This window comes from Streptosporangium sp. NPDC006930 (genome assembly GCF_040635605.1).
Lineage (GTDB): Bacteria > Actinomycetota > Actinomycetes > Streptosporangiales > Streptosporangiaceae > Streptosporangium.
The window spans coordinates 92,885-113,691 of record NZ_JBEYID010000004.1; the positions used below are offsets into that span (position 1 = coordinate 92,885).

The window sequence follows — 20,807 nt, forward strand, 5'->3', positions numbered from 1 at the left end:
ATGACCCTGAACACCATTGCCCGTCCGAACGTTGAGCGGCCCGTCAAGGGCGGCACGGTGACCTGGGCCTGCGCCCCCGGATTCCCTCCCTCGATCATCTTCCCCTTCACCCCGCCCGAGCGCTTCGGCACCCGCAACCTGCTCGAGTTCCAGATCCTGATGTACCGGCCGCTCTACTTCTTCGGCACCCACGGCACCCCCGAGGTCGACTACGACCTCAGCATCGGCGAGCCCCCGCAGTGGAGCGAGGACGGCCTCACCGTCACCGTCACCGTCAAGCCCTGGAAATGGTCCAACGGCGAGACGATCTGCGCGGACAACGTGCTGTTCTGGGTGAACATGATGGCGGTCAAGGGCGAGCGCTACGGCGAGTACGTGCCGGGCTGCTTCCCCGACAACCTCGTCTCCTACGGCAAGCTCGCCGAGGACAAGGTCTACTTCACCTTCGACAAGGTCTACTCCAAGCGCTGGGTGCTGATGAACCAGCTCAGCACCATCACCCCGATGCCCAAGGCCTGGGACCGCACCGCCGACGGGCCCTCCGACGCCTCGTACAGCCTGGAGAACGTCGCCGCGGTCTACGACTTCCTGATGGGCGAGAACGGCGGCGTCATCGAGGAGGACAACTCCGACCGGGTGCACTGGGCGACGAGCCCGGTGTGGAGCGTGGTCAGCGGCCCGTGGCGGCTGAAGAGCTACACCATGGAGGGCGTCGTCACCTTCGTCCCCAACGAGCACTACTCCGGGCCGAACAAGCCGCACCTGGACGAGTTCCGGCAGCTCCCCTTCATGTCCGACGGGGAGGAGTACCAGAAGCTGCTGGAGGGACCGGACGGGCCGGACGGCATCCAGGTCGGCTACCTCCCGCTGAGCTTCAGCACCGAGCCGACCGACGACCCCACCAAGGGCGGCCCCAACCCGCTGGGTGAGAACTACACGCTGGTCCCGCAGGCGGCCTTCTGCATCCGCTACATCCCGCTCAACTACAACAACCCGACCGTCGCGGGGAAGATGCTCGCCCAGACCTACATCAGGCAGGCGATGCAGCACGCGCTCGACCAGGACCGGGCGGCCCGCGACATCTACCACGGCTACGCCTACCGGCAGGACGGGCCGGTGCCCCGCTACCCGGTGAGCGACCTGGTCTCGCCCACCCTGCAGGGCGCGCCGATCCTGCCCTTCGACGCGGAGCGGGCCCGCGAGCTGCTGGAGGCGAACGGCTGGGACACCAGCACGACGCCGGCCGTCTGCGTCAACCCCGGCACCGGCCCCGGCCAGGCCGGGGAGGGCATCCCGGGCGGGACCAAGCTCAGCTTCTCGCTCAGGTACGCCGAGGGCCGTCCCGCCCTCACCCGGCTGATGGAGCAGTTCCGTGACGACGCGGTCGCGGCCGGCATCGAGCTGCGGCTGCAGGAGGTCTACGGCTCGGTCCTGGTCGCCGAGGACGCCCCCTGCGTCGTCGGGCCCGACAGTCCCTGCCTGTGGGAGCTGAGCACCTGGGGCGGCGGCTGGGTCTACCACTACCCGAGCGGCGAGATCCTCTTCCGGACCGACGCCGGCGGCAACTTCGGCCACTACACCGACCCGAAGGCCGACGAGCTCATCGACCGCACCCTGACCAGCGACGACCCCGCCGCGCTCTACGAGTACCAGGACTACATCGCCGAGCAGGTCCCCGTCATCTTCATCCCCAACTTCTCGCTGCGGCTGTTCGAGGTGGCCAACAACCTCCGCGGCTTCGAGCCGATCAACCCCTTCGGGATGATCAGCCCGGAGAACTGGTACTACGTCGAGAACGGTGACTGATCCCCATGCCGATCCCCGTGCCGGTCGCCATGGCTCCCGTCGCCGTCATCCCCGCCGAGAACCTCATGATCCTCCTGCTGCAGCTCGGGCTGCTCCTGGGGCTGGCCACCGTCCTGGGCCGTCTCTCCGTCCGGCTGGGCCTGCCCGCCCTGCTCGGTGAGCTCAGCGCGGGAATCCTGATCGGGCCCTCGCTGCTCGCCAACGTCGCCCCCGAGTTCTCCGCCTGGCTGCTGCCCACCGACCCGGCCAGATTCCACATGATCGACGCGGTCGGTCAGGTCGGCGTCCTGCTGCTGGTGGGCCTGACGGGCATGCACCTCGACCTGGGCTTCATTCGCCGCCAGGGGAAGACCGCCGCCGTGATCAGCGGTGCGGGACTGACCGTACCGCTCGTCCTCGGCGTCGGGATCGGGTTCCTCGCCCCCGCCGAGATGATCGCCGAAGGCGTCGACCACACCGTCTTCGCCCTCTTCCTCGGCGTCGCGCTCTGCGTCAGCGCCATCCCCGTCATCGCCAAGGTACTGATGGAGATGCGCCTGCTGCACCGCGACATCGGCCAGCTCATCCTGAGCAGCGCCGTCATCGACGACGTGGTCGGCTGGCTCCTGCTCTCGGTGGTCTCCGCGCTCGCCACCGCCGGGGCGCGCACCGGGCAGGCCGCGCTCACCGCGATCGCGCTGCTCGTCGGGCTCGTGACCGTGTCGGTCCTGCTCGGCCGCAGGGTGGTCGCCAAGGTGCTGCGCCTCGCAGACAGGGGCGGGAGCGTCACCACGATCGCCGCGGTGACGATCATGATCCTGCTCTCGGCCGCGGCCACCCAGGCGATGGGGTTCGAGGCCATCCTCGGCGCCTTCGTCTGCGGCGCGCTCGTCGGCTCCTCTCCTGACCTGAAGGTCGCCAGGCTGGCCCCCCTGCAGACGCTCGTCGCCGCGGTGCTCGCGCCCATCTTCTTCGCGACGGCGGGCCTGCGGATGGACCTGACGGAACTGGCCAACCCGCCCGTACTGGTGGCCGGGATCGTGGTGCTCACCGTCGCCATCGCGGCCAAGTTCGGCGGCGCCTACCTCGGGGCGCGCATCGCCCGCAGGACCCGCTGGGAGGCCCTCGCGCTCGGCGCGGGCCTGAACTCCCGCGGCGTGATCGAAGTGATCATCGCGATGGTGGGCCTCCGCCTGGGCGTGCTCACCACCGCGTCCTACACGGTCATCGTCCTGGTCGCGGTCGTGACCTCGATGATGGCGCCGCCCCTGCTGCGCTTCGCGGCGGCGAGGATCGCCCCCACCGAGGACGAGGCCGTCCGCGAGGAGTTCTTCGACACCCTGCAGGGCACCGACGGCGCCGACGGTACCGACAGACAGCTCGTGACCACCGCCAAGGAGGCGTGACATGATCACCGACACCAGGCCGCTGCTCCTCGTGGTCGCGACGGGAATGCGGCACTACCGCGAGTACCTGCTGCGCTCCATCGCCACCGAGTACCGCGTCCACCTCATGATGACCGCCGAGCCCGGCTGGGAGCGGGAGTACGTCACCGGCTGGACCGTCGTCGCCGACCTGGCCGACGGCCCCGCGCTGGCGGCCGCCGCGCTGGAACTCGCCGCCCACGAGCCCGTGCACGGGGTGCTCTGCTGGGACGAGGCGACGATCCTGGCCGCCTCGCACGTCTCGGAGGCCCTCGGCCTGCCGGGCGGCGACCCCGAGATGGTGCGCCGCTGCCGCGACAAGCACCTCACCCGCGTCGCGCTCGACGCGCTCGGCGTCCCGCAGCCCAGGTCGCTCGCGGTCTCCACACTCGACGAGGCCCTGCGCGCCGCCGAGACGGTCGGTTATCCGGCCATCCTCAAGCCGCGCGGCCTCGGCGGCAGCCTGGGCGTCATCAAGGTGGAGGACCCCGAGGAACTGGCGGAGCGGTTCGCCTTCGTCCACGACCTGAGGGTCCCCGGTGGCGCGACGTTCGAGATCCCCGTCCTGGTCGAGGAGTTCGCGGACGGACCCGAGGTCAGCGTCGACGCCGTCGTCCAGAACGGCGTGGTGACCCCGCTCTTCCTCGGCAGGAAGGTCCTCGGCTACGAGCCCTACTGCGAGGAGGTGGGCCACTTCGTCGACGCCCAGGACGAGCTCCTGCAGGACCCCGAGTTCTGCCGCGTCCTGCAGGACACGCACACCGCGCTCGGGTTCACCGACGGCTTCACCCACACCGAGGTCAAGCTCTCCTCCAGGGGACTGCGCGTCATCGAGGTGAACGCGCGCCTGGGCGGGGACATGATCCCCTACCTCGGCATGATCACCACCGGGATCGACCCCGGCCTCGCCGCCGCGGCGGTGGCCTGTGGCCGTACCCCCGACATCGCCCCCGAGCGCAAGCTCGTCGGCGGCGTGCGCTTCTTCTACGTCGCCGAGGACGACACCACGATCGAGTCGATCGAGTTCGACGAGGCCGGCCTGCCCGCGGAGATCGACCGGGCGGTCCCGGTGGTCGCCGCGGGCGCGACCGTCTCACCACCGCCCAAGGGCACCCTGTGGGGGCGTATCGCCTACGCCACCGCGCTATCCCCGACCGTCGACGAGTGCCGGGCCGCGCTGGACGCAGCCGAGGCACACCTGAAGGTGAAGGCAGCCGCATGACCGCCGTTATCGAGAACGAGAACGACCTGTCCGGGACACCCCCGCGCAAGCAGGACGACGGGGTTTTCGTCACCCTGCGAGAGGCCCCGCGCGCCGTCAAGGCACTGCTCTTCGGCGGCTTCATCAGCAGGCTGGCCGCGTTCATCCAGATCTACCTGGTGCTGTTCCTGACCGACCGGGGCTTCTCCGCCACCCAGGCGGGGCTCGCGCTGGGCGTGTACGGTGCCGGCGCGGTGGTGGGCTCGCTGGCCGGAGGCTCGCTCTCCGACCGGCTCGGCGCCCGGGCGGTCACCCTGATCAGCATGGGCGGCTCGGCCCTGCTGATCGTGTCCATCCTCTACGCCCCGACCTACGCCCTGCTTCTGGCCGCCGTCTTCATGGTCAGCACGGTCGGCCAGTTCTACCGGCCCGCGGCCCAGACGATGCTCACCGAGCTCACCCCGAGACACCGGGTCGTGATGATCACGGCGATGTACCGGCTCGGGCTGAACCTCGGTATGACCGCCGCCCCGCTCATCGGCGCCGCGCTGCTCGCCGTCTCCTACAACGCGCTCTTCTGGGGAGAGGCCGCCGCGGCACTGATCTTCGGCGGCATCGTGATGTTCGCGCTGCCCCGGCGCGCGCCGAAGGCCGTGCGTGCCGCGGCCAAGCTGGCGGAGGCGGAGGCCGCGAAGGCGGCGCCCGCCGAGGGCCGTTCCGGCTATCTCGCGGTCTTCGCCGACTGGCGCTACAGCGTCTACCTGCTCGCGATGCTGCTCACCTCCATCGTCTACTGCCAGTACACGGCCACCCTCCCGCTGGACATCTCCGCGGCCGGCCTCAGCCTGTGGTGGTACGGCGCGGCCGTCTCGCTGAACGGCCTGATCGTCATCACCTGCGAGCTGGCGATGACGAAGGTCGTGCAGAAGTGGCCGATCCGGCTGACCGCGCTGCTCGGCCTCGGTCTCGTCTCGGTCGGCTACGCCATCTACGCGATCTCCCCGCTCCCGATCTGGTTCATGCTCGGCACCCTGGTCTGGACGCTCTCGGAGATCATCGGTGGACCCACCACGTTCGCCTACCCCGCCCTGGCCGGCCCCGAGCGGCTCCGCGGACGCTACATCGGCGCCATGCAGAGCGTCTTCGGGCTCGGTACCGCGATCGGGCCGGTGATCGGCACCCTGGTGTGGTTCCAGGTGGGGCGCTCGGTGTGGCTGTGGGCCGCCCTGCTCTCCGCGATCGCGACCGTGGCGGGCCTGATCGGCATGCGGGACCCGAACAAGGCCGACGAGTCGCGCACCGCGACCGCCTCGGCGACATGAACGGAGGAGTTACATGATCAGAATCGCCGTCGTGGGCGGTGGGATCGCCGGGGCGATGCTCGCCTGGCGCCTGTGCGAGGTCGTCAGGGGCAGCTCCGTCCACCTCTACACCGGAGAACCGCACAGGAGGGCCGACGCCAGCGCCGCCTCCGGGGGCCTGACCAGGGCCTTCGAGCCCGACCCCGCCCTGTGCCTGGAGGCCGCCGACAGTCTGGCCGAGCTCCACTCGAACCGGGAGCTGCGGGAATGGGCCTCCTACCGGGAGACCGGCTCGGTGTACCTGCTGCCCGGCCTCGGGCCGGGCACCGAGGGCCTGGTGGAGCTGGTACGCAGCCGCCTGCCCGGTTCGATCTCCCTGGTCAGCGGTGAGGAGCTCAGCAGCCGCGGTACGTTCCGCGAGCTGCCGGAGGGGAGCGTGGCCGTCGTCGAGAAGCGTGCCGGACACCTCTCCCCGAACGCCTTCCGCGACCGGCTCCTGGTGGAGCTCGCCAGGTCGGGCGCCTTCGTCACCGACGGGCAGGTGGAGGGCATCACCGCCGAGGCCGAGGTCCGGCCGGCCGAGGGCAGCCCGGCCAGGTTCGACGCCGTCGTGGTGGCCGCCGGGGCGTGGACCCAGAGCCTTCTCGCCCGTACGGGCCTGTCGGACGCGGGGCTGCGCACCAAGGTGATCCAGTACGTGCTCGGCCCCACCTCGGGCAGGGGGCCCAACGCGTTCGTCGACGAGACGTCCGGTTTGTACGGCAGGTCCTACGCCGAGGGGCGGGTCCTGCTCGGGCTGCCGACCGACAGATGGGACATCACCCCTGGAACCGTGCCGACCGACCCCGTGCTCACCAGCAGGATCCTCGACGTCGCCGAGGCCAGGATCGGATACCGGCCGGCCGACGGGTCGGTCAAGGCCGTCACCGCGGTCGAGTGCTACCACCCCACGGGAGGGCTGTCGCTGCGTCCCCTGGCCAAGGGCGTCTACACCTTCACCGGAGGGAGCGGCGGCGCGGGCAAGACCGTGCTCGCCGCGAGCCGCACGGCCGCGCGAAGCCTGGTCAGGTCGCTGCGCTGAGCGCGGGGACGCGGCCCGTGCGGGTCGCGTCCCCGCCGCTCCGAAGACGGGATCCGGTGGGGTCGCCGGTCGTGAACGCCGCGGTGAGGGGGAGCCCGGTGGGGGCGCCTGTCTCAGCGGCCATCCGGCGGGGTCGCCGGTCGTGAACGCCGCGGTGAGGGGGAGTCCGGTGGGGTTGCTCGTCTCCGCGGCAGTTGGCGGGTTCGCCGGTCGCAGCGAGGGCCTGTCAGGTCGCCGCGGTGAACGCGAGATAGCAGTAGTCGTCCAGCATCTTCGCGAGCGGACGCCCGGGGCGGCCCAGCTCCACCGCCAGCTCTCGCTCGCCGAGACCCGTCTCCTTGAGCAGGTGCCGTGCCCAGTCCCGGCCCATCCGCAGGTGCGCACGGTAGGCGTCCGCCGTACGCGCCCCGTGCAGGGCCTCGGCGATGGCCGCGTCCCAGGGCATCAGCGCCCCCGGGCGCAGGGCGTGCAGCATCTTGGTCGCGGCGGTCGGCCCCAGCGAACGGGGTCTGGCCCCCGGGGTCGCCCGCATCGCCGACAGGTCCGCGTAACACCCGCCCAGCACGTCGATCTCCGTGTCGCCCAGCGTCGCGAGCGTGGCGTCCTGGCCGGGCAGGTGCTCTCTCCAGCGCTCCCACCAGGCCGCGGTCTCCGCGCCGAAGACGTCGGGCTCGCCGTCACGCGGATAGCGCAGCCGGCACCCCCACGCGTTCAACCAGGCGAGCAGTGCCCGGCGATGGGCCGCGAGCGCGGGGTCGACCTGCGGCCCGGTCGCCAGCAACAGCCGTTCCCACGACCTGTCGGCCGCGCCGTAGCGGGCGAACTCGCCGACCGCCGCGCGCAGGCGTTCCAGGTCGGGCCCCCGGCCGAGAGAGGTCGCGAGTTCCCTCACGGGCGCCGTCACAGGCGCTGACCCGTCAGGGGCGGCCGGCTCCGGCCTCGCATGAGCGTGGCCAGCAGCCGCTCGGTGCGCTCGCTCGGCTCGACGTCGAGGTCGGTACGCAACCGGTGGCGGCACACCTCGTACCAGCTCAGGACGCGGCCGAGCTCGCCGAGCTCGCCGTGCATCATCATCAGGGTCTGGTAGGTGGTCTCGTGGTGGGGATCGACGTCGAGGGCCCTGCGGCACCAGTGCATCGCGGCCGGCCAGTCCTCGCGCTCCAGAGCCTCGGTGCGCAGCGAGGTCAGGGCGCGCAGGGCGGTCGCGCGCATCCACTGCCGCTGCTCGTTGATCCAGTCGCCGGTCTCGCCGGAGAGGAAGTCCCCGACGTACAGGTCGGCGGTCCGCTGGAACCACGCGATCGCGGTGTCGTAGTCCTTGGCCACCCACGCGCTCCGGCCTCGGTCGAAGGCGCGCTGGAACTCCTCGATGTCCACCCACGCGCTGTTCGTCCGCAGCACGTACCCGCGGTCCTGGTGGAGCAGGGAGAAGCCGTCCCTCCCCTCGAACTCGTTGAGCACCCGTCGCACGCCGTGCACGGCGACCTTGAGCGAGCTGGAGGGGTGGCCCTCCCGCTCCGGCCACAGCACCTCGCGCAACCGGTCCCTGTGGACGAACCGCTCACGGTTGACCAGCATGTACTGGAACAGGGCCCGCGACTTGCCGGCACGCCAGTGTGAGACGGCCTGCCCGTCGACCTCCAGGCGGAAGTTGCTCAGGCATCGGGCGATGACCGAGGGGGTGCCCTCGTCCTGCCCGGGGTTGTGGGGGCCGGCTTTCGCCAATTGTTGAACGGGCATGTTCGCTTCCCTTGGGAGGACGGACTCCGCCGTTCGCGGACTCACCCGCGGACGCCGAAGCACGTCGAGTACGAGTGCGGAGCCAGTACGACCTGGACCTGATAAGGCATGCGATCGTCGTGCATTCTGAACATGACCGTGATCTCCGGGTAGGAGGTGGTCATGCCGAGCCCGGCGAAATAGTGGTCGGTGGCGAGGATGAGACGATAGAGCCCGCGCTCCATGAATTCGTCCACCCATTCTTTAACATTTCCGTCGATGTCGGTCTCGCCCTCGGATACCGGCTCCCAGCCGTTACCCGAGGCGCGCTCCAGGCGAGCTCGGACACCGGCCGCGGATCGGCCATAGACGCCGTCAAGTGCCTGCGTGGCGATGCTCATGGTGAGGATACCCATCTTCTGGTTCGGGGCCGCGTGACCTGTATCGCGCGACCTCGGCCCTATCAGGCTCCACGGGAGGGCTATCCGTCCGCTTTCGGCCCGCTATCCATCGGCTACCCGAGCCCATTTTCGTGCCGGATATCGGATCAGAAGAGATCGGATAAGGCGCGGATAGGGGGGCTGTTTACGTTTTGAAGCAGACAGGCGGACAGCAGTGAACGGCCTGCGAGACACGAAGAAGAGGTACAGGAAATGCGGGAATTCGCGAGCATCAACACCCTCCGGATCATCGTCTCCGCCATCGCGGTTCTCGGATGCCTCGGTCTCGCCGCGGTTGTCCCCTCGGTCGCCGACGGGGCCGCGAAGACCACCGTGCTCGCCAGCAACACCCCTTGGGGCTGAAGCACACACCCACCCGGCGGGTCGCCGGCGGTGGGAGTTCACCGGAGCGGTCGGAGCCTTCCAGGGCCCGGCCGCTTGTTCATGTCACAAACCCGCACGTTAGTCGCAAGTTGGGTCAGACCTTCACAAACCCCACTGGTTCTCCCATCAGTGACGTTGTATGATCCCGGACAGACCACGTTTCATGCATATAAAATTGCTCGCCGTGATCGTCGGGTTATATGTCCGAAGATCGCGGAGAGGTGGGGTTGAGTCTATTGTTGCCTGCTTTAAGGCAGCGGTTAGATCCCTGATGTCTCTCTTACACCAACCGTGCGGAGAATTCCTGGTCAGGCCGCGATTCTGTAAGGAGATTCGGTGGAGTATCGAATCCTCGGCCCCCTGGAGGTCCTCGCCGACGCTCGCCCTCTGGATCTGGGCGCGCCTCGGCAACAGGTCGTCCTCTCCTGCCTCCTGCTGGAGGCCAACCGAATGGTCACCATCGGACGGCTGACAGACGCGATCTACGGAGAGGATCTCCCCAGCACATCGCGCGCGCAGGTGCAGATCTGTATCTCCTCGCTGCGGCGGCTTTTCGCCGCCAACGGCGGGCCCGACGTCATCGCGACCCACTCCCAGGGATACACGCTAAGAGTCGCCGAGGGGGAACTCGACTCCCAGAACTTCGAGGGCCTGCTGAACCAGGCCCGCCAGGCTCGCGACGACCGCCACCTGGAGGACGCCGTCAGGCACTATCGGGCCGCGCTCGCCCTCTGGCGAGGGCCGGCCCTCGACGGCCAGGAGAGCCGGCTCGTGCAGGCCGCGGTCGGCAGGCTGAGCGAGCGCCGGATCACGACGAACGAGGACTGCGTCGAGATCGAGCTGGAACTGGGCAGGCACCACGAGCTGGTGGGCGAACTCAGCGAGCTCGTCGAGGAGCACCCGCTCAGGGAGCGGCTGCGCGGCCTGCTGATGCTCGCGCTCTATCGCTCGGGACGCCAGGCCGAGGCGCTCACGGTCTATCGCCGTGCCCGCCAGACGATGATCGACGAGCTGGGCATCGAACCCAACGAGAGCCTCCAGCAGCTCGAGTACGCCATCCTCACCTCCGACGAGAGCATCGACGCGCCGGGGCGGCAGCAACAGCAACAGCAGCAGCAACAGCAGCAACAGCAATCCTCCCAACGCCACGCGGAGCCGCAGGAGGCGCCGGCCGCCCGCCGGACGGTTCCCCGCCTGCTTCCCACCGACATCGCCGACTTCACCGGCCGGATCAAGCTGGTCGAGGCCATCCGCCGCCAGCTCACGTTCGCCGCGGAGGACCGTCAGCGGCTCGCCGTCCCCGTCATCGCCGTCGTCGGCAAACCGGGCATCGGCAAGTCCACGATCGCGGTGCACGTCTCGCACAGCGTCGCCGGACGCTACGAGGACGGCCAGCTCTTCGCCGACCTGCACGGAGGGGAGTCCCATCCGATCGGTTCCGGGCAGGTGCTCGAACGCTTCCTCCGCGCGCTGGGCGTGCCGGGCAACGCGATCCCGGACGGGGTGGACGAGCGGGCGGAGATGTACCGCGCGCTGCTCGCCGGGCGCAAGATGCTGATCGTCCTGGACGACGCCAGAAGCGAGAGCCAGGTGCTGCCCCTGCTGCCCGGCAACCCCGAGGCCGCGGTGATCATCACCAGCCGCAGCAGGCTCGCGGGCCTGCCGGGCGCGGCCCACCTCGACGTCGGTCTCTTCGACTCCAGGCAGTCGGTGGACATGCTCTCCAGAATCGCGGGCATCGAGCGGGTGCAGGCGGAGCGGGAGTCGGCGGCCGAGCTGGCGGACCTCTGCGGCCACCTGCCGCTGGCACTGCGCATCGCGGGCGCGCGGCTCGCCGCCCGCCCGCACTGGTCGATCGACCAGCTCGTGGGACGGCTGGAGGACGAGACCCGCAGGCTCGACGAGCTCAAACACGGCGACCTGGGCATCAGGGCGAGCATCTCCCTCACCTACGAGAGCGTGAGCGAGGACGCGCGCCGCCTGTTCAGGCGCCTCGCCATCCTGGAGTCCCGGCACTTCTCCGGCTGGGTCGCCGCCGCGCTGCTCGACTGCCATCCCTCCGACGCGCAGGACCTGCTCGACGACCTGGCCGACGCCCAGCTGGTCGAGACGACCGACGCCGGGTACGGCGTGCAGAGCCAGTACCGCTTCCACGACCTGATCCACGTGTTCGCCCGCGAGCGCCTCGCCGGCGAGGAGGCGGTCGCCGACCGCAACGCAGCGCTGCAGAGAGTGCTCGGCGGCCTGCTCTTCCTGACCGGTGAGGCGCACCGCCGCGAGTACGGCGGAGACTACGTGCAGGTCCACAGCGACGCGCCGCGCTGGCCGCTGCCGGGACGGCTGGTCGAGAAGCTGGTGATGGCCCCCCTGCCCTGGTACGAACGCGAGCGGCTGACGCTGGTCTCGGGCATCCGCCAGGCGGCGCAGGCCGGGTTCGTCGAGCTGTGCTGGGATCTCGCGATCAGCGCGGTCACCCTGTTCGAGTCGAGAATCTACTTCGACGACTGGCGGGAGACCCACCAGATAGCGCTGGCAGCCGCCCGGCAGGCCGGGGACCGCCGGGGGCAGGCGGCGATGCTCTACTCAATAGGGTCGCTCTACATCGCCGAGCAGCGCTTCGGGGACGCGCGGCGCGACTTCGAGTCGGCGGCCAAGCTGTTCGAGGAGGCCGGGGACGACCTGGGGGTGGCCCTCGTCATCCGCAACATCGCCTTCCTGGACCGGATGAGCGGCCAACTCGACGACGCGGTGGAACGCTACGACCGCGCGCTGGGCATCTTCCGCGGCACCGGCGACCAGGTCGCCTCCGCCTACGTGCTGCACAGCATGGCCCAGATCAGGCTCGACTGCGACGAACTCGAAGAGGCCAGACGTCTGCTGGGCGAGGCGCTGGAACTCAGCAGGGTCGGTGGCAGCCGCAGGGTGGAGGCGCAGGTGCTGCACCGGTTGGGCGAGACCTACCTCAGGCTGGAGGATTTCGCGTCGGCGGCGGAGGTCTTCGAGCAGACGCTCACGACCGTGCGCAACATCGGCGACCCGACCGGCGAGGCGTACGCCCTGCACGGCCTGGGCATCACGAAGCTGCGCCAGGGGGACCTCCAGGAGGCCGAGACCACCCTCCAGAACGCCCTGGAGGTGGCGGGTACCGCGGGGGAGAGACTCGCCGAGGCGAGGGTCGTGCTCGGGCTCGGTGAGCTGGCGCTCGCCTGCGACCAGACCGAACAGGCGATCGGCCGCTTCCACCAGGCCCTCGGCCTGTTCCACAAGATCAACGCGCCGCTCCACCAGGTGCGCGTCCTGGTCATGCTCACCGCGGCCTACCTCGCCGTCGACGAGGAGGAGGCGGCGCGGAGCGTCTCCGAGGAGGCGCTCGAACTGGCGGACACGATGCCCCCCGCGATCGCCGCCAGGGTGCGCGCCCAGCTGGAGAACCTTCCTTCGCCCCGTCAGGCACGCCCGCACGACCGGGCACGGAAGGTCCCGGCGTCCTGAGCCCCGTACGGTCGAATCCCGAGATCCTGAGCGCCGTACGGCCGAGGGCACCGAGTTCCTGAGCGCCTTGAGGGCGAGGGCGCCGGTGTCCTGAGCCCGACCCGGTCGAAAGTGGATGGATGCCGGTGCCCTGAGCCGAACGGCCCGGAGCGGAGACGGTCCGGCGAACTCCGAAGACGTGAGCGACGAACCGCCGGAGAGGTCCGGGAGGGACCTCTCCGGGCGGTCGTGACCGGTCGTGCCGCCGGTCACGAGACCATCGGCGCCGCCGGATCGCCGGTGCTCAGCAGATGCGGCGCAGGGCCTCCGCGAGACTGGACAGGCCGACGGGCCCCAGCTCCAGCGCGGCGGTGTGCCAGGCACGCAGGTCGAAGGCGTCGCCCAGGCGCAGTTTGGCCTCCTCGCGGGCCTGCACCCACGCTCGTTCGCCCAGCTTGTAGGAGATGGCCTGGGAGGGCCAGCCGAAGTAGCGCACCACCTCCGCCTCGACCCGGTGCGGCTCACAGCGGCCCTGCTCGCGCAGCACCTCGCAGGCCTTCTCGAAGGTCCACGACGAACCGTCGGGCAGCGGAAGATCGAGGTGGACGCCCAGGTCGATGACGACCCGGGCGGCACGCAGCGCCGACCAGTTGAGCATGCCCAGCCGGGTACCGGGGTCGGTGAACCAGCCGAGCTCGTCGGCCAGCCGCTCGGCGTACAGGCCCCACCCCTCGCCGTGGCCGTCCACCCAGGAGACCTTGGAGAACCTGGACAGGGTGTCGCCGGCCATGCGCATCGCACCGAACTGCAGATGGTGGCCGGGCACGCCCTCGTGGAAGATCGTGGTCAGCTCGCTCCAGGTGGCGAAGCGGGTCCGGCCCCCGACCGGCCACAGGGTGCGGCCCGGCCGCGACAGGTCCTCGCTGGGCGCGTTGTAGGAGGCGGCGCCGGAGGTGGAGCTCACGTCGACCTCGGCCACGATGAGCCGCAGCGGCTCGGGAATGTCAAAGTGCGTGCCGTTCAGCTGCTCGATCGCCCGGTCGTGGCGCTCCTGCAGCCACGCCTGGTACTCCTCGAGCGAGTCGACGGCCTGGGTCTCGTTGAGGATCGCGGTCGCCTCCTCGATGGTCGCACCGGGCTTGATCCGCTCGACCTCGGCGGCCGTCTCGGCTCCGATGCGCTCCAGCTCAGCCCAGCCCCACTCGTACGCCTCGCGCAGGTCGATGTCGGCGCCCAGACTGATCCTGGCGACGACCGCGTAGCGCTCGGGGCCCACCGCGTCGGCCTCGTCCGCCCTCGGGGCGTACTCCTCGCGCAGGTAGCGCCCGGCGTCGGCGTACGCGGCGTGGGCCGCCGCCGCGGCGCTGAGCAGCTCCTCCTTGACCGGACCCTCACCGTAGGTGGCGACGAAGGCGTCGTGGGCCGGGGGAGTCCCGCCGGCGCCGGAGAACTGGTCGGCCTGGTCCGCCATGGCGAGCGCCTGCCTGCGGGCACCCCGCAGCCCCATCGCCAGACCGGTCTCCAGGCTCTCCCGCCACCCGGCGAGCATCTCCGGGATCGCCGCGAGGCGGGCGGCGACATCACGCCATTCGTCGTCGTTGCCGTGGGGGAGGAGGACGACGCTGGAGCGCACCCGGTAGGGCAGCCCGTAGGGCGCCGCCACCCAGCGCAGCGGCTCGCCCGTGTCGTGCCAGGCGAGCTCGGCCTCCAGCCGCTCCCGCAGGTGGGTGGCCGCCCTGATGTCCGGCTCACCGGTCGGGACCAGCTCGTCGAGACTCTTCAAGGTCGAGCGGATCATCTCGGCCCGGGCGGCGCTCCCGGCGGGACTGTGGTCGGTGGCGGCTACGAAGTCGGACACGATGCCCTCGGCACCTGCCGCGATCGGGTCCAGTGCCGCCCAGCGGGTGACGTACTCATCGCAAAGCGCGAAGATCGGAGTGCTCATGTCCGAAACTTAGGAAGGCCCGGCATCGGCCCCCTATTCCTTCGCTATCCGACCCCAGGACCTGGGGAAACCAGTCCTCCGGCCGGCTGGGACTCCGTTGCCCGATTCGTTTTCGAGCTCCGCGCCCCGCTTGTCCGGCACCGGACAACGATGCCGGACAAGCAGGAGGCGGCCGGGCCGGGGGCTTCCCTCATGCTCCTCCGCCGGACGACCGGCTCGACCCGGCGCCGCCTCGATCCCGGTCGGCTACGACGCGACGCCTTCCTCGCGGAAGCCGGCCGCCCCGCGTCGAATCCCCCAGGCGACACCGGCGGTGGCGAGTGCCAGGGCCACCAGCAGCGCACTGACCCACAGCGGCGAGCGATAACCGAGTCCCGCGCCGATGGAGATTCCACCGAACCAGGGACCGAGCGCGGCGCCCACGTTGAGCGCGGCCGTGGCGAACCCACCGGCCAGGGTCGGTGCCCCGGTCGCCGCGTAGAGTGCCTGCGAGATCAACGTCGACCCGACGGCGAACGAGAGGGTTCCCTGGACGAGGACGAGCACCGTCGTCGCCACCGGGCTCCCCGCGGCCACCGCGAACACCATCCAGCCGACGAGCAGGGCCACCCCGCCGCTCACCAGGAGCGCGACAGGTCGTACGTCGGCCATCCGGCCGCCGACGGTGACACCGAGAAACGAACCCAGCCCGAAGAGGGCCAGTACGGCGGGCACCCATGCGGATTCGATTCCGGTGACGGTGGTGACCAGCGGCGCGAGGTAGGTGAACGAGCAGAACGTCGCGCCGTTCACCAGGCATCCCAGCAGCAGGATCACCACAAGCCGCCGATCGCGCAGCGAGCGCAGTTCACCGCGCGCGCTCGTGTGGTTGGATTCGGGGCCGTCGGCCGGTACCGACCGCAGGATCGCGATGATGGCCGGCACCGACAGGACGGCCACCGCCCAGAACGCCGAGCGCCACCCCCACAGCTGACCCAGCAACGCACCGCCGGGAACGCCCACGACACAGGCGATGGTGACCCCACCGAGCAGGACGGAGGTGGCGCGTCCTTTGGCGTTCGGTGCGACCAGGCTCATCGCGGTCGCCAGGGCCACCGCCAGGAACCCGGCGCACGCCAGCGCCCCGACGACCCGGGAGACCAGCAGCACCCCGTAGTCGGTGGTGACCGCGCCCAGGACATGGACGAGCATGAAGGTGATGAGGAAGGTGAGGAGCGGCGACGTCGCGACCGGCGCAGGCTCAGGATCGCCATCAGCGGCGCGCCGATGACCATCCCCACCGCGAACGCCGAGGTCAGAAATCCCGCGGCGGGGATGGACACGTGCAGGTCCCGTGCGATGCCCGGCACGAGGCCGGACAGCATGAACTCGGACGTCGCCTGGGCGAAGACCGCCAGTCCGAGCAGGTGAACAACGAATGGCATGACAAAACTCCGCGACCACACTGTGGATCGATAAGGAGGCGATAGGCCGCGCCGGTGTCGGAGAGAGGAACCGTCCGATCGGGGTGCGGCCACCGCGCGAGAGACCATGCCGACGTCACGGAGGTGACGTTCGGTCCAGGTCGAGCACAGCCTGCGCTATGGCGATCCGGTGGCGGTGGTCGCGGACGGCAGTGAGCGCGGCCTCATTGGCCGCGAGGCCTCAACGCGACGACGGTGGCCGGCCACCGGACGACCGGTGGCTAGTGTCTGGATGCCTCGGGGCTGGACATAGGCGCAAGTTAGCAACGCCGGACGCGTCATGTCCAGCCGTTTGGCCGCGAGCTCATCGAGAACGATCTTTTTCGCCGTGGTCCGGTTCGGAGGGACCCTGATGGGCGGCGGGGCTGTCAGCCGGTGATGGTGCCGAGGGCCGCGACGAGGTAGAGGCCTCCGGCGGAGGAGACCGCGAGGCCGGCGGCGGCCGGAGCCCAGGCCATCATCGTGGAGGCGAGTGACCACCGGTGAGTTCCGTGGGTCAGCAGGGTGAGGCCGCGGATCGTCACGATGCCCACGCCGGTCAGGGTGAGGGCCATCCCCACGCCGAAGGCGGCGACGAGGGTGACGGCGTCGAAGGCCCGGCCGGTGAGCAGCCCGCTCATCAGGACGACGAACGCCGACGGCGAGGGCAGCAGTCCACCGGAGAGGGCGAGCGCGACGAGGCCCCGGCGCGACCAGGGATCCGGCCCCTCCTCGATCTGATGCCCGTGCCCGTGCCCGTGCCCGTGGCCGTGGCCGTGGCCGTGGCCGTGGCCGTGCTGGGCCTGCGCCCGAAGCCGACGTCCTCGCAGGTGGCGGTAGGTCAGGTGGATGCCGACGCAGATCGTGATCACGCCGGCCAGCACCTGCATCCAGGCGGTGACGCTCTTCGTGCCGAAACTCGCGGCGCTGCTCAGCCCCACCCAGGCGAACGCCAGCACAAGCACCGAGAAGGTGTGCATCAGGGCGACGATGACTCCCAGGCGCAGCGCGTCACGGTAGGTGCCCCGGGTGCCGACCAGGTAGGCCGCGGTGACGCTCTTGCCGTGCCCGGGGGCGACCGCGTGCATCGCTCCGGCGACGAGGGCGACGGCGAGGACCGCCCAGAAGACGCCCCTGTTGTCGAAGAGGGAGATGAACCGGCTCTCGAAGCCGCTGAGTTCCGTCATGGTCGCCTACCTGTCGTACTCGTCGTGCCTGTCCTGCGCCGGGTCCGCAGCATGGTGAACGCGCCCGATCCGGCCAGCAGCACCGCGGCGCCGACGGCGACACCTGTCGTCTGCCAGGACGTGCCGCCCTCCGCCGTGCCGGAGAAGCTCAGGCGCTGGGTGCTGACCGCCTCGGTGAAGAGGGTCTGCTCGGGGGTGGCGGGCGTGTCCGCGATGAGCATCGTCCGGTACGCCGTGTTGAGATCGGTGAGGGCGGCGACGGTCACCTCCACCTCGGTCACCGGACTCCGGCAGTCGAAGACGAACCGGGCGCCGTCGACGAGCAGCGCCCGGAGTTCCTCCAGCCGGCTCTGGCACGGCCGGCCGGCCTGGGCGACCGTGATCTTCTCCAGCAGGTAGTCGCGGAGGGCCGTTGAGCGCCCCAGTTTCTGCTCACCGGTCAGCTCCGTCGAGACCGTGCCGGTGGAGGGGTCCTCGAACGCGCCGAGCGACTGGCCGAGCGCGACCCAGTCATCCTCGGCGGGGAGCCACGAGATGGTCACCTGCGAGCCGTCGGCCCCGATCCGTGCGGTGGACGGCGGTCCGAAGGGATGGGCGGAGGCTGGGGCGGCCCAGCCGACCAGGGCGCCGACGAGCAGCGCGCCCGCCAGCGTACGGGCGTGGATTTTCAATGCGTTTCCTGTCCGACGGGGCTCCGGTACGCCCGAGGGACGGGGCCGCCGTGACGGCGGCCCCGTCCCCGGGAGGGGCTACTTCTTGGTGACCGTGACGGCCGGGCTGGTGATCTTCTGGTTCGCGCTGTCCAGGTGGACCACGTAGGTCTCGCCCTTCTTCAGCCTGCTCGGCACCTTGAAGGTGTGGGTGAGACGGCCCAGCTCATCGGCCTCCCGCGTGCCGACGGAGACGGTGTCGTTCCCCTTTCCGCGCTCGTCGTCGCCGGCCTTCCTCATGACGACGGACACCTGCTCGGCGGGGTCGTAGCCGTACGCGGAGATCGTGAGCTCGCCGCGGTGCTCGACGGCGGTCTTGTCGACGACGACCTGCTCGCCGACGGTGTTCTCCGCGGTGCGGACCTCGTTGACGGTGCGCTCGCCCTTGGCGTTCTTCCGGACGACGAAGCCGTCGTGGTGCTCGCCGTTGGCGTAACGGGCCTCGAACGTGATCTTGTCGGCCTCGATGTCGATCAGCTGGTAGAGCTGGGTGTTCTGGCTCTTGCTGACGACCTCGGCGCCGTTGCCGGTCCAGTTCTCGCCGTTGTTGAGTGCGTACATCTTGCCGCCGGAGACGGAAACGACGTAGGCGACACCGTTGTTGACGGTGACGGACTTGCGGGCGGTCGCCACGTTGCCTCGGCCGTAGGAGTGGTCGTGGCCCTGGAGGACCAGGTCCACGCCGTACTTCTCGAACAGCGGGCCCCACTGGCCGCGTACGGCGGGGTTGTTGCGGGTGCCGGTGGTGGAGTAGACGGGGTGGTGGAAGGTCACCACGGTCCACTTGTTCGGGTTGTCCTTGAGCAGACCCTCCAGCCAGGTGGTCTGCGCGGCCATCAGGGTGGCGTTGCTCTGCACGTTGGTGTCCAGGCCGATGAAGCGCACGCCCTGGTAGTCGACGGTGTAGGCGGTCTGCTTCAGCTCCGGGTTACCCGGTCCGTTGTCCGGATAGGGGAACTGCGGACGCCAGAAGGTGGACAGGCCGCCGCTGTACTCGTGGTTTCCGGGGATCGAGATGTTGTTGACCTGGCTGTCGATGAAGCCGGCGGCCTTGTACCACTGGCCCCACTGCTCCTCGTTGTTGGCGTTGTCGATGAGGTCACCGGCGTTGACGATCACCTTCGCCTGCGGGCGGTCGGCGAACGCCTGGCGGAAGACGCGCGGCACCGCGGAGTCGATGTAGTTCTGCGCGTCGCCGTAGTAGATGAACGAGAACGGCTGGAGGTCGGCCGCCGCGGTGGTGAAGTCGCTCCACTCGTTCCAGTTGATGCCGTCGCCGACCCGGTAGCTGTAGCGGGTGTTCGGCTTCAGGCCGGTGAACTCGACGGTGTGGTAGACGGAGGCGTACCCCAGCGTGGTGTTGACCGGGGTGGTGCTGAGCGCCTTGACGGTGGTGACCGCGCCCGCGGACGGCGCGACGTCGCCGAGCGCGCGCGGGGCCTCGAGGATCTGGGCCTGAGCCGACTCGGCGTCGGTCACGGCCCGCCAGGTGACCTTCTGGCTGGCCGCCGGCGTGGTGGTCGGGGTGAGGATGACCCGGTCGGGCATGGGGGAGGGCTTGTGGATATCGGCGGCGGGGTACTTCGGCGGCGCGGCCGCGCCGAACGCCACCGGGCTGAACGCGAGGCCGCCGGCGATCAGCACGCCCGCGCTCACCGCCGTCAGCCTGGTACGCCGGGATCCGGCGGATCGGGGCAGTTTGGCTTCGCCCATCATGAGCTCTTCTCCAGGGAGGGATCGCATTCCACCGAGGGAGTGCGGTGGACGTCGACATTGATCCAAAAAAGAAGGACAAAAGCCCATATGGAGCGTTACATAAGGATGAATACCTCCTCTTCTGTATCTCTGGCACCAAAAGCCCCATTGATGTCGCCAGAAGGTCGTGCGCTCGACGCCTTCCGTTGTCCTCGCGTTCGCTGGAACACCCCTAACCTCGGGCGAGCGGGCTCTGACGGAGGCGGAACGTGTGCGCACGCTTCACGACCCGCGTCACACGGCATGTGGCCTCGCCCGGGGTTTCGACGGGTCCGGTACGCGGCGTCGTGCCGCGTTTCCTCCCGAAAGGGGGCGAGACCGACGTTCCCGAACGAGAGGTGTTCGATGATCGGCCCCCGGCAGGCGGGTGACCGGCGGTCAGCCCGCCGGACATTGCTCCCCGGCCTCGTGGTGCTCGGCGCGCTCTTCCTGCCGTCGTCCACGGCGGGTTCGGCGGGGCCGACGATCAAGGACGAGACCTTCGTCACCGCGGAGACCGGCGGGCTTCTGCACATCGAGGCGGGGGAGTGTTTCACCGACCCGGCCTACTCTCCGGAGGCGGCCGAGGTCATCGTCCTCTACACACCCTGCAAGGAGCGGGCGGCCAACCAGTCGTACGGCTTCGTGCACGCCCCCGACGGTGAATGGGACCCGGCCGCGCTGACCGTGTTCGCCAAGGAGAGCTGCGGACGGGGGTTCGACAGCAACTGGAGCGGCGCTTCGGCCTCGGGCCTGGACTTCTACCCGGTCATGCCGACCAGGAAGACCTGGGCCGACGGCGACCGCGACGTCATGTGCGTTGTCTACAGTCCGCAAGGCCCGATGGACGGCTCGGCGCTCCCCATGGCGAGTTGGTGACCGAGCGGTCGTCCGTGGGGCTCACCGGCTCACCGCGAATTTTCCCGGCCTCGGCCGCACCGCCCGACAAAGGCCGGTAACCAGCCCACCGATATGCGGGGCAA

General features: G+C 70.0%; 17 protein-coding genes. 8 read left to right on the forward strand and 9 right to left on the reverse strand.

Annotated features, from left to right (window positions below; all coding sequences use genetic code 11):
• Genes ABZ664_RS09105 through ABZ664_RS09125 form a run of 5 tightly spaced genes read left to right on the forward strand, consistent with a single transcriptional unit; the run spans window position 1 to window position 6,792 of the window.
• Window positions 1–1,806: an ABC transporter substrate-binding protein gene (locus ABZ664_RS09105; protein ID WP_362505365.1), complete on the forward strand. Its 1,806-nt coding sequence runs from the start codon at window positions 1–3 to the stop codon at window positions 1,804–1,806.
• Window positions 1,807–1,811: 5 nt separating this feature from the next.
• Window positions 1,812–3,191, forward strand: a complete 1,380-nt coding sequence (locus tag ABZ664_RS09110) for a cation:proton antiporter (RefSeq protein ID WP_362505368.1) — start codon at window positions 1,812–1,814, stop codon at window positions 3,189–3,191.
• A gap of 1 nt (window position 3,192) precedes the next feature.
• Complete coding sequence (locus tag ABZ664_RS09115; RefSeq protein WP_362505371.1) at window positions 3,193–4,431, forward strand: ATP-grasp domain-containing protein; 1,239 nt, start codon at window positions 3,193–3,195, stop codon at window positions 4,429–4,431.
• Window positions 4,428–5,732 carry an MFS transporter gene (locus ABZ664_RS09120; RefSeq protein ID WP_362505374.1) on the forward strand — a complete coding sequence of 435 codons (1,305 nt, stop codon included), beginning with the start codon at window positions 4,428–4,430 and terminating at the stop codon, window positions 5,730–5,732. The genes ABZ664_RS09115 and ABZ664_RS09120 overlap by 4 nt, the downstream gene beginning before the upstream one ends.
• A gap of 13 nt (window positions 5,733–5,745) precedes the next feature.
• Complete coding sequence (locus ABZ664_RS09125) at window positions 5,746–6,792, forward strand: FAD-dependent oxidoreductase (protein ID WP_362505378.1); 1,047 nt, start codon at window positions 5,746–5,748, stop codon at window positions 6,790–6,792.
• A gap of 226 nt (window positions 6,793–7,018) precedes the next feature.
• Here ABZ664_RS09125 and ABZ664_RS09130 read toward each other — a convergent pair whose 3' ends face one another.
• The 3 genes from ABZ664_RS09130 to ABZ664_RS09140 are packed head-to-tail and all read right to left on the reverse strand — an operon-like array spanning window position 7,019 to window position 8,912.
• Entirely contained in the window at window positions 7,019–7,696 is a 678-nt protein-coding gene (locus ABZ664_RS09130; RefSeq protein WP_362505381.1) for a hypothetical protein, read from the reverse strand.
• Window positions 7,693–8,532, reverse strand: a complete 840-nt coding sequence (locus ABZ664_RS09135; RefSeq protein ID WP_362505384.1) for a BTAD domain-containing putative transcriptional regulator — start codon at window positions 8,530–8,532, stop codon at window positions 7,693–7,695. The genes ABZ664_RS09130 and ABZ664_RS09135 overlap by 4 nt, the downstream gene beginning before the upstream one ends.
• Window positions 8,533–8,573: 41 nt before the next feature.
• The gene (locus ABZ664_RS09140) at window positions 8,574–8,912 is read right to left on the reverse strand and encodes a hydroxyisourate hydrolase (protein WP_350943813.1); all 339 of its coding nucleotides are present in this window, start codon (window positions 8,910–8,912) and stop codon (window positions 8,574–8,576) included.
• Window positions 8,913–9,164: 252 nt separating this feature from the next.
• Between ABZ664_RS09140 and ABZ664_RS09145 the strand changes: the two genes are divergently transcribed.
• Window positions 9,165–9,314, forward strand: a complete 150-nt coding sequence (locus tag ABZ664_RS09145; RefSeq protein WP_350943812.1) for a hypothetical protein — start codon at window positions 9,165–9,167, stop codon at window positions 9,312–9,314.
• A 357-nt stretch (window positions 9,315–9,671) separates the two neighbouring features.
• The gene (locus ABZ664_RS09150; RefSeq protein ID WP_362505389.1) at window positions 9,672–12,827 is read left to right on the forward strand and encodes a BTAD domain-containing putative transcriptional regulator; all 3,156 of its coding nucleotides are present in this window, start codon (window positions 9,672–9,674) and stop codon (window positions 12,825–12,827) included.
• Window positions 12,828–13,110: 283 nt separating this feature from the next.
• Here ABZ664_RS09150 and ABZ664_RS09155 read toward each other — a convergent pair whose 3' ends face one another.
• The 6 genes from ABZ664_RS09155 to ABZ664_RS09180 all read right to left on the reverse strand — a co-directional run bounded on the left by ABZ664_RS09155 (window position 13,111) and on the right by ABZ664_RS09180 (window position 19,806).
• A complete protein-coding gene (locus ABZ664_RS09155) occupies window positions 13,111–14,751 on the reverse strand; it encodes a DUF885 domain-containing protein (RefSeq protein WP_362505392.1) in 1,641 nt (546 codons plus the stop codon).
• Between the two features lie 246 nt (window positions 14,752–14,997).
• The gene (locus ABZ664_RS09160; protein WP_362505395.1) at window positions 14,998–15,942 is read right to left on the reverse strand and encodes an MFS transporter; all 945 of its coding nucleotides are present in this window, start codon (window positions 15,940–15,942) and stop codon (window positions 14,998–15,000) included.
• Complete coding sequence (locus ABZ664_RS09165; RefSeq protein WP_362505398.1) at window positions 15,825–16,283, reverse strand: MFS transporter; 459 nt, start codon at window positions 16,281–16,283, stop codon at window positions 15,825–15,827. Before ABZ664_RS09165 ends, ABZ664_RS09160 begins: the two co-directional genes overlap by 118 nt.
• 299 nt (window positions 16,284–16,582) lie before the next feature.
• Window positions 16,583–17,380: a hypothetical protein gene (locus ABZ664_RS09170; RefSeq protein ID WP_362505400.1), complete on the reverse strand. Its 798-nt coding sequence runs from the start codon at window positions 17,378–17,380 to the stop codon at window positions 16,583–16,585.
• Window positions 17,377–18,051, reverse strand: coding sequence for a hypothetical protein (locus ABZ664_RS09175; protein WP_362505403.1), 675 nt, complete (start codon window positions 18,049–18,051; stop codon window positions 17,377–17,379). The genes ABZ664_RS09170 and ABZ664_RS09175 overlap by 4 nt, the downstream gene beginning before the upstream one ends.
• 78 nt (window positions 18,052–18,129) lie before the next feature.
• Window positions 18,130–19,806 carry a metallophosphoesterase family protein gene (locus ABZ664_RS09180; RefSeq protein ID WP_362505406.1) on the reverse strand — a complete coding sequence of 559 codons (1,677 nt, stop codon included), beginning with the start codon at window positions 19,804–19,806 and terminating at the stop codon, window positions 18,130–18,132.
• Window positions 19,807–20,190: 384 nt separating this feature from the next.
• On the opposite strand from ABZ664_RS09180, the gene ABZ664_RS09185 reads away from it, so the two are divergent.
• Window positions 20,191–20,703, forward strand: a complete 513-nt coding sequence (locus ABZ664_RS09185; protein WP_362505408.1) for a hypothetical protein — start codon at window positions 20,191–20,193, stop codon at window positions 20,701–20,703.
• The last annotated feature ends 104 nt before the right edge of the window (window positions 20,704–20,807 follow it).

Bases quoted from the DNA above. Each gene is read 5' to 3' on its own strand.
- ABZ664_RS09105 (WP_362505365.1), top strand. From the start codon at position 1: ATGACCCTGAACACCATTGCCCGTCCGAACGTTGAGCGGCCCGTCAAG.
- ABZ664_RS09110 (WP_362505368.1), top strand. From the start codon at position 1,812: ATGCCGATCCCCGTGCCGGTCGCCATGGCTCCCGTCGCCGTCATCCCC.
- ABZ664_RS09115 (WP_362505371.1), top strand. From the start codon at position 3,193: ATGATCACCGACACCAGGCCGCTGCTCCTCGTGGTCGCGACGGGAATG.
- ABZ664_RS09120 (WP_362505374.1), top strand. From the start codon at position 4,428: ATGACCGCCGTTATCGAGAACGAGAACGACCTGTCCGGGACACCCCCG.
- ABZ664_RS09125 (WP_362505378.1), top strand. From the start codon at position 5,746: ATGATCAGAATCGCCGTCGTGGGCGGTGGGATCGCCGGGGCGATGCTC.
- ABZ664_RS09135 (WP_362505384.1), bottom strand. From the start codon at position 8,532: ATGCCCGTTCAACAATTGGCGAAAGCCGGCCCCCACAACCCCGGGCAG.
- ABZ664_RS09140 (WP_350943813.1), bottom strand. From the start codon at position 8,912: ATGAGCATCGCCACGCAGGCACTTGACGGCGTCTATGGCCGATCCGCG.
- ABZ664_RS09145 (WP_350943812.1), top strand. From the start codon at position 9,165: ATGCGGGAATTCGCGAGCATCAACACCCTCCGGATCATCGTCTCCGCC.
- ABZ664_RS09155 (WP_362505392.1), bottom strand. From the start codon at position 14,751: ATGAGCACTCCGATCTTCGCGCTTTGCGATGAGTACGTCACCCGCTGG.
- ABZ664_RS09160 (WP_362505395.1), bottom strand. From the start codon at position 15,942: ATGCTCGTCCATGTCCTGGGCGCGGTCACCACCGACTACGGGGTGCTG.
- ABZ664_RS09165 (WP_362505398.1), bottom strand. From the start codon at position 16,283: ATGGTCTCTCGCGCGGTGGCCGCACCCCGATCGGACGGTTCCTCTCTC.
- ABZ664_RS09170 (WP_362505400.1), bottom strand. From the start codon at position 17,380: ATGACGGAACTCAGCGGCTTCGAGAGCCGGTTCATCTCCCTCTTCGAC.
- ABZ664_RS09180 (WP_362505406.1), bottom strand. From the start codon at position 19,806: ATGATGGGCGAAGCCAAACTGCCCCGATCCGCCGGATCCCGGCGTACC.
- ABZ664_RS09185 (WP_362505408.1), top strand. From the start codon at position 20,191: ATGATCGGCCCCCGGCAGGCGGGTGACCGGCGGTCAGCCCGCCGGACA.